Genomic DNA, 6,880 nt, shown 5'->3' with positions numbered 1-6,880 from the left:
CAGGATATACTCCACAAAAGCGTTTAAACTCTTCTGGATTCAAATTTTTTACTTTTTCGTAAGTCATTGTTTTTCTGAGTGTTTTACTTTATTTTACATAATCAGTTCCTATTTTTGCAGGAGGTCTTATGTAAGATATTTTTCAGTAAGCTTTGCTGCATTTAAACTAGCCTTGGCAATTTTCAGTACAAAAGGTCTAGCTTTCTATCCTTGCCTCTCGCTCTCACGCCGTCTTAACCGATCATTTAGATGTGTGGTCAGCTTATCCAAACTGCAGCCAGAGGTAAAAGGGGTCAGAAAACATCAGCCGATTTATGAGATTGACTGCCAAATTTTTTGAGACTAGGTCAGTAAATTGGGGCTGAAAAATCTTCAAAAATTTAAAATTTTTCAGTGGGTAAGAGGAAAAATTGAGAACAAATATATGTCTCAAAAAGAAAAACTCGAATGATAGAAATTAAAAATTTTTTGGCAGCCGATGGGTACACTGAAACTATAGACAGGCCGCTCCTGGCCTCGATCACCAACTCTCTCTAAAACCAATTATAAAAACTTTCATCACACAGGAAGACTACTCATGCTATACCTTGCAGAAGTAAAAAAACAGACTAAAGGTTTTATCAGTGGTTACAAAACTGAATTGAAACTATTGGCCTGTCAGCATAAAGATCAGACGTGGAGTGCCATAGCCGGAAACGATATCTTAACCTACGACGAAACTAACTCCAGAGGAGAAGGTGCGCTTCTCTTGGTGAATTTGAGCGATAATCGTCAACTGCAAGGAAACCCGGAATTAGCGGGAGCGGAGATGGTGCGGCAACTGCAAAAGATTTCCCGTTTGATCGATCGCAATAAGGAAGATCAAGAGAAAATCGATCAGTGGAAACAATCCCTCACCTATCAAAGCGAGATTCTCAACCGCCAGAAAATGGAAATGGAGGCAAGAATTGAGCAAATTGAACGCATAGAAGCAGAATTCGATTATTTAGAGGGCAAAAGACAAGAACTGGAAAACCTAAAACAACAATTGATCGAGCAACAGCAACACCTGGAAGAAGAACAAATAAATTTCAACTCCTCCCCCAATCTTTCCCCAGAACAACAACAATTTATTCGTTCTCTAGCGGAGAGTTTAGCTAATAATCACGATCTGGGCAATTCTCCCTCACAAATTCTCTATTCAACTCTTGAATCTGTCCAGGGACAACAGACAATTTTAAATAGTTGTTGGCAGAGTTTAGAGGAGCAGAAAAAAGCTGTAGAAAATCGTCAGGTCGCCAACGAACAAATGCTCAATCATCTCGAACAAAGAGCTAGGGAATTACAAACAAGTCGCAGTGCTTTGGAAACAAAGAAAATACAACTACAAATACAAGAAACTGTTCTGAGTCAGAAACAGGAATTATTCGAGCGCCTTAACCTCACCCTACAAACCACTGATTCTACTCGACAAATGCTTCTTCGTCTCGTCCAAGCAGCAGACCTAGATTTTGATGGTAAAATCGATCTAGAAGCTCTTGAAAAAATGCCTTTAGAAGAATTGGAGAGCTTAGTTAACAATTTACAAACAGACCTCGATCGCTTGGAAATTTTTGTCAACGACCAAGAGGAAGAATTAACTCTCCAATCCCAAACCGTGGAAGAATTAGAAGCAAGAATGACCACAATAGATGAATCCCAGCGAGCTAATTTAGAATCCGAATTAGCCGAGGAACAGGAGAGAAAAGGAATGCTGGCGGAAACTTTGATCGGACAGAGACGTAATCTTCGGGAAAGGCAAGCTATTCGCTCTCAACATCTGAAAATTCTGCACCGGAGACAGGGAATTTTATCCCCAGAAGATGCCCAAAAATGTAGCTTTGAACCAGTGTTAATTATCCTGGAGGATAGTTATCAAAATAATCTCCAAGAAAGTCAACGTTTAGCCGCAGAAATCAAGGAGCTACAAGAGGATTTACAAAAAAACAGAGACACTATTGATGAGCAATGGTCGGATTTAGAGCAAAAAACTCGCGAATTTGAAGAACAGGAGCGACAATGGCGCGATGCTAATCTGGCATTAGTGCGTTTAAAAACTCAGATACAACAGTACGAAACTTTCCTGCAACCCGTGCAGGATCATCTCGATCAAATCCGTCAAAAACTAGAAAATATCTCCCATTGGTTTATACCTATGGAATCTAATGTTATTGCCTATGATTACGCTATTAACAGTTAGGCTTAATTAGGGTTCCTGAACAAATAATACAGGGTAATTCAGAAAAAGATTTCTCCCTTCTTGCCGATAACTTTTATAGCTTTTTATCTATGGATAAAATAATTTAGATGAATTTAACTCTAGGTTAGATGTGGTATAGACTAGGATTAGTAATTTATACTCAGATAGCTATGAGACAATCTGATCGAGAAATAATGATTTTAGCGGCTGTGGCCTCCCTCTTAGCGGTGGTGGCGGAAGTAGTGATCGCTTTTTAGATAAAAAAAACTGATTTATGGGGTTAAAGTCCGGCAAAATTGGCAATCAATGCCGAGGAAAGATATCGATAGAATGCTTGTAACAGGGGCGGCAGTTGCGATCGCCTCGATCAGGGAAATCAAAGCATGAGTGTTAGTCTAACGGGTCAGGTAAAAAGAATCGACATAGGCACGGGAACTTGGGCATTAATTGCCGATAACGGTCAAACCTACGAATTAATGGAACCGACCGCCGAATTAATCCAAACAAAAGCAAAAGTGACAGTTATAGGTCAAATTCGCTCAGATGTGATGACTCTGGCCATGATTGGGCCAGTTTTACAAGTGATCTCCTTTCAATCCCTGCCATGAAGCCGCAAAATCCTGTTTAAAAACGGTCAAAAACCGCTTTTTAAGGCTGTAATCTCGAAAAATTGCCGTAATTGTCCCTCAGCTATACGAGAAAGAAAAATTGTCAAGAAGACCCTAATGGTTGATTTTTTCGAGAATAATCGGGAAATTTTGAATAATCATACTACAATAGACAGCAACTTTGTCTTAGGAACATCGGAATCACCTAAACCGATCTATCTGATTGGTTTAACTCGTAGTTACCTAAGTTGGCGTGAGGAGTGGACTGAATGAATTTGCGCGATAATGCTTTAACGATTCTGCAAGAAACGAGTCGAACTTTTTATATTCCCATAAGTCGTTTACCGGATCGTCTGCTTGAGGCAGTAGCCTCAGCTTATCTCTGTATGAGGGCGATCGATGAAGTAGAAGACCATCCCGACCTAGATAACTTCAGTAAAGCCCAGATATTAAGACAGATTAGCCTGAATTTACAAGCAGGTACCCAAAATTCTACCAAAGAGGATTTTACTTTTGGCTTAGTCCATCGGGAGATTTTGCCAGAAGTAACCCTGAGAATTGGCGAATGGGCAATGTTAGCACCGGATTCGATCGCCCCCCGGGTTTGGGATGCCACGGCGGCCATGGCCGATCGCATGGCCTACTGGGCCGGGAATAACTGGGATATTCGCACAGAAATAGAATTAGATCAATATACCTTTAGTGTGGCCGGTGCCGTGGGTTTATTGCTGTCTGACCTCTGGAATTGGTACGACGGGACCGAAACTAATCGTAGTTATGCCATCGGTTTTGGTCGGGGTTTACAAGCGGTCAATATTGCTCGCAACCACGGGGAGGATCGGCGCCGGGGGGTAAGTTTTCTGCCCCAGGGTTGGACAATGAGTGATATTCATAATTATGCCCGTCGTAATCTGAAATTAGCCGATTATTACACTCAATCGCTGCCGAAAGGGCCGGCACTCGATTTTTGTAAGATTCCCCTCGCTTTAGCCCATGGCACTCTCGAAGTCCTAGCTTTAGGTAAGGAAAAACTCAGCCGCAGCGACGTTATCGCTTTGGTACAACAAATTACCCGTTAGAGGAAATCAAAATTAAAATTGCCCACGATCGCTCTTCCAAAGTCAGGAATCACAAGCGTGGGCAAAAAACCGGTGAAGTTCAGTAACTTAGAACAAACCGAGAGTTAAAGATATATCGATGGGGAAAGTGGCACCAATACCTAACCAAATCGTGACCACAGTACCAAATAGGAAGATAGCGGTAGCGACGGGACGACGGAAAGGATTTTGGAATTTATTGACGCTTTCAATAAAAGGAACTAACATCAAGCCTAGGGGAACGCCGGCCATGCAAGCGATACCTAAGAGTTTGTTAGGAAGAATACGGAGAATCTGGAAAACGGGATAAAGATACCACTCTGGCAGAATTTCTAGGGGAGTAGCGAAAGGATCGGCAGGTTCACCGATCATGGTGGGATCCATAATCGCTAAACCGGTGCAGAGTCCGATCGTACCAAAGATAACCACCGGGAAGACATAAAGTAGATCGTTGGGCCAAGCGGGTTCACCGTAGTAGTTGTGACCCATACCTTTAGCCAACTTAGCGCGGAGAGCGGGATCGCTGAGATCGGGCTTTTTTAATGTGGACATCGATAATGTCTCCTAAAAATGATTTCGGATCGACAGAGATATTTTTCTGAATTATAGAGGCCCAGAAATGCCTTGTTTACGGATCATCAAGAAATGTAGCAACATGAAGACCGCGATCGACCAGGGTAGTACAAAAGTATGTAAGCTGTAGAAACGGGTTAAAGTTGCTTGACCGACGCTTTCGCTACCGCGCATCAGGGTGACGAGTTGATCACCGACGACGGGAATAGCAGCAGGTACACCGGAAACAATTTTAACCGCCCAGTAACCCACCTGATCCCAGGGTAAGGAATAGCCGGTAACACCGAAGCTAACGGTGATCACGGCCAGGACAACCCCTGTCACCCAGGTTAATTCGCGAGGTTTTTTGAAGCCACCGGTCAGATAGACGCGGAAAACGTGCAGGATCATCATTAAGACCATCATACTGGCGGACCAGCGATGGATAGAACGAATTAACCAGCCAAAGTTAACTTCGTTCATGATGTACTGTACGGAGGAGAGGGCCTCTGCTACAGTGGGTTTGTAGTAGAAGGTCATGGCGAAACCAGTGGCAAACTGGATCACGAAGCACACAAGGGTGATACCACCCAGACAGTAGAAGATATTGACGTGGGGGGGAACGTATTTGGTGCTGATATCATCAGCGATCCCTTGAATTTCTAAGCGTTCCTCAAACCATTGATAGGCTTTAGAATCCGTTACTTGTTTGGTAAACATCGCGTAACCAGTAAGAAAAATGAAAGATTTAAGGTGTGACCTTTAAAAAATGTAACACAGTTTTCAGGGCTAATTCTCGCTCCGGTCAGGTTTCTCCACCGGTGGGGATCGATTGGCGATCGCTGTCTGCCAAATGGCTAACTTCCTAAAATTTCCCTTAAAATGTCTCCTAGACTACAAAAAATCGGGCTGATTGTCCGACACTGGGAATAGGTAAGGTATGAAATGAGGTCAGCGTGCTATTAAATACCTACGATCCCGAAGGCTTCTACGACGAACTATTCTTAGATGATGGTCAACCTCGTCCCCACGCGTCCCCTTTAATCAAATGGTTGCAGAATCTGCCGCCCCGAGAACTTCAACAACACCGGGAAACCGCTCAGTCGGCCCTGTTTGAATTGGGGGTAACTTTCAATGTCTATAGCGACAATCAAGGGGTAGAAAAAATCTTTCCTTTTGATATTATTCCCCGAATTGTCGCGGCTGAGGACTGGGATTATTTGGAAAGAGGCCTGAAACAACGCATCAAAGCTCTCAATCTTTTTCTCTCCGATATCTACAATGACCAGTTAATCATTAAAGATGGCATTATTCCCCCCGAACTAATCGCCTCAGCGACGGGATTTCTGAAACCCTGTCTGGGACTGAAACCCGCCGGAGGTATCTGGTGTCACATCACGGGAACCGATTTAGTCCGCGATAAAGATGGTCAATGGTACGTTTTAGAGGATAATTTGCGGGTTCCTTCCGGTATTTCTTATGTCCTCGAAAATCGTCGGGTAATGAAAAGCACCTTCCCCGATATTTTCCAGACCATGAATGTTAAACCAGTAGATGATTATCCTTCCCATCTGTTGGAAACTCTTCTCAATTTAGCACCGCTCCAATTACCTAATCCCACCGTGGTTGTTTTGACCCCCGGAACCTATAATTCTGCCTACTTTGAACATTCTTTTATCGCCCAACAAATGGGGGTAGAATTAGTGGAAGGGCGTGATTTGGTCGTCTTTGATGGTTATCTACAAATGAAAACCACCAAGGGATTAAGAAGGGTAGATGTGGTATATCGTCGCCTCGATGATGACTTTTTAGATCCGGCGGTTTTTCGTCCCGATTCGATGTTAGGTGTACCCGGATTATTAAAAGTTTTTCAGGAAGGCCGCGTCGCTTTAGCTAATGCCCCGGGTACGGGAGTCGCTGATGATAAGGTTATTTATGCTTTTGTCCCCGATATGATTCGTTATTATCTGGGAGAAGAAGCGATTTTAAATAACGTTCCTACCTATCTTTGTTGGCGAGAAAAGGACTTAGATTATGTCTTAAATAATCTCGATAAATTAGTTGTGAAAGCTGCCAATGAATCGGGAGGTTATGGAATGTTAGTCGGTTCCCAAGCTACCTCGAAAGAACGAGAAGAATTTGCCCCACGCATTGCTGCTAATCCCCGCAATTATATCGCTCAACCAGTGTTAAGTCTTTCTAGGGTTCCCACTTTAATTGACACGGAAATTGAAGGTCGTCATGTGGATTTACGTCCCTATATTCTCCATCGTGGCGATGAAATTTATGTGCATCCCGGGGGGTTAACTCGCGTAGCTTTGAAAAAGGGTTCTTTAGTGGTTAATTCCTCTCAAGGTGGTGGCAGTAAAGACACTTGGGTTTTAACCAAGTAATCAGGACAATAA

7 protein-coding genes are annotated in these 6,880 nt (G+C 43.1%); 5 read left to right on the top strand and 2 right to left on the bottom strand.

Annotated elements, in window-relative coordinates; translation table 11 throughout:
• Positions 1-577: 577 nt before the first annotated feature.
• The 4 genes from hmpF (at position 578) to IQ234_RS07780 (ending at position 3,905) form a co-directional block, all read left to right on the top strand.
• The gene (hmpF, locus tag IQ234_RS07790) at positions 578-2,218 is read left to right on the top strand and encodes a pilus motility taxis protein HmpF (protein ID WP_193956679.1); all 1,641 of its coding nucleotides are present in this window, start codon (positions 578-580) and stop codon (positions 2,216-2,218) included.
• A gap of 128 nt (positions 2,219-2,346) precedes the next feature.
• Complete coding sequence (locus IQ234_RS21585; RefSeq protein WP_265578472.1) at positions 2,347-2,475, top strand: hypothetical protein; 129 nt, start codon at positions 2,347-2,349, stop codon at positions 2,473-2,475.
• A gap of 126 nt (positions 2,476-2,601) precedes the next feature.
• Positions 2,602-2,826 carry a hypothetical protein gene (locus IQ234_RS07785; protein ID WP_193956678.1) on the top strand — a complete coding sequence of 75 codons (225 nt, stop codon included), beginning with the start codon at positions 2,602-2,604 and terminating at the stop codon, positions 2,824-2,826.
• 269 nt (positions 2,827-3,095) lie between these two features.
• Positions 3,096-3,905, top strand: coding sequence for a squalene/phytoene synthase family protein (locus IQ234_RS07780; protein WP_193956677.1), 810 nt, complete (start codon positions 3,096-3,098; stop codon positions 3,903-3,905).
• Between the two features lie 87 nt (positions 3,906-3,992).
• Here the strand turns inward: IQ234_RS07780 and petD are convergent, their stop codons facing one another.
• Together petD and petB are read right to left on the bottom strand one after the other, a co-directional pair.
• Positions 3,993-4,475, bottom strand: coding sequence for a cytochrome b6-f complex subunit IV (gene petD, locus IQ234_RS07775; RefSeq protein WP_002738373.1), 483 nt, complete (start codon positions 4,473-4,475; stop codon positions 3,993-3,995).
• A 51-nt stretch (positions 4,476-4,526) separates the two neighbouring features.
• Positions 4,527-5,195 carry a cytochrome b6 gene (gene petB / locus IQ234_RS07770; protein ID WP_002738970.1) on the bottom strand — a complete coding sequence of 223 codons (669 nt, stop codon included), beginning with the start codon at positions 5,193-5,195 and terminating at the stop codon, positions 4,527-4,529.
• Between the two features lie 236 nt (positions 5,196-5,431).
• Here petB and IQ234_RS07765 point away from each other — a divergent pair, with 236 nt between their 5' ends.
• Positions 5,432-6,868, top strand: a complete 1,437-nt coding sequence (locus tag IQ234_RS07765; protein ID WP_193956676.1) for a circularly permuted type 2 ATP-grasp protein — start codon at positions 5,432-5,434, stop codon at positions 6,866-6,868.
• The last annotated feature ends 12 nt before the right edge of the window (positions 6,869-6,880 follow it).

It is taken from the genome of Microcystis aeruginosa LEGE 91341 (assembly GCF_015206885.1).
GTDB lineage: Bacteria > Cyanobacteriota > Cyanobacteriia > Cyanobacteriales > Microcystaceae > Microcystis > Microcystis aeruginosa_H.
The sequence above is the reverse complement of the archived record's forward strand: the minus strand, read 5'-3'. Positions and strand labels throughout refer to the sequence as shown.

Bases quoted from the DNA above. Each gene is read 5' to 3' on its own strand.
- hmpF (WP_193956679.1), top strand. From the start codon at position 578: ATGCTATACCTTGCAGAAGTAAAAAAACAGACTAAAGGTTTTATCAGT.
- IQ234_RS21585 (WP_265578472.1), top strand. From the start codon at position 2,347: ATGTGGTATAGACTAGGATTAGTAATTTATACTCAGATAGCTATGAGA.
- IQ234_RS07785 (WP_193956678.1), top strand. From the start codon at position 2,602: ATGAGTGTTAGTCTAACGGGTCAGGTAAAAAGAATCGACATAGGCACG.
- IQ234_RS07780 (WP_193956677.1), top strand. From the start codon at position 3,096: ATGAATTTGCGCGATAATGCTTTAACGATTCTGCAAGAAACGAGTCGA.
- petD (WP_002738373.1), bottom strand. From the start codon at position 4,475: ATGTCCACATTAAAAAAGCCCGATCTCAGCGATCCCGCTCTCCGCGCT.
- petB (WP_002738970.1), bottom strand. From the start codon at position 5,195: ATGTTTACCAAACAAGTAACGGATTCTAAAGCCTATCAATGGTTTGAG.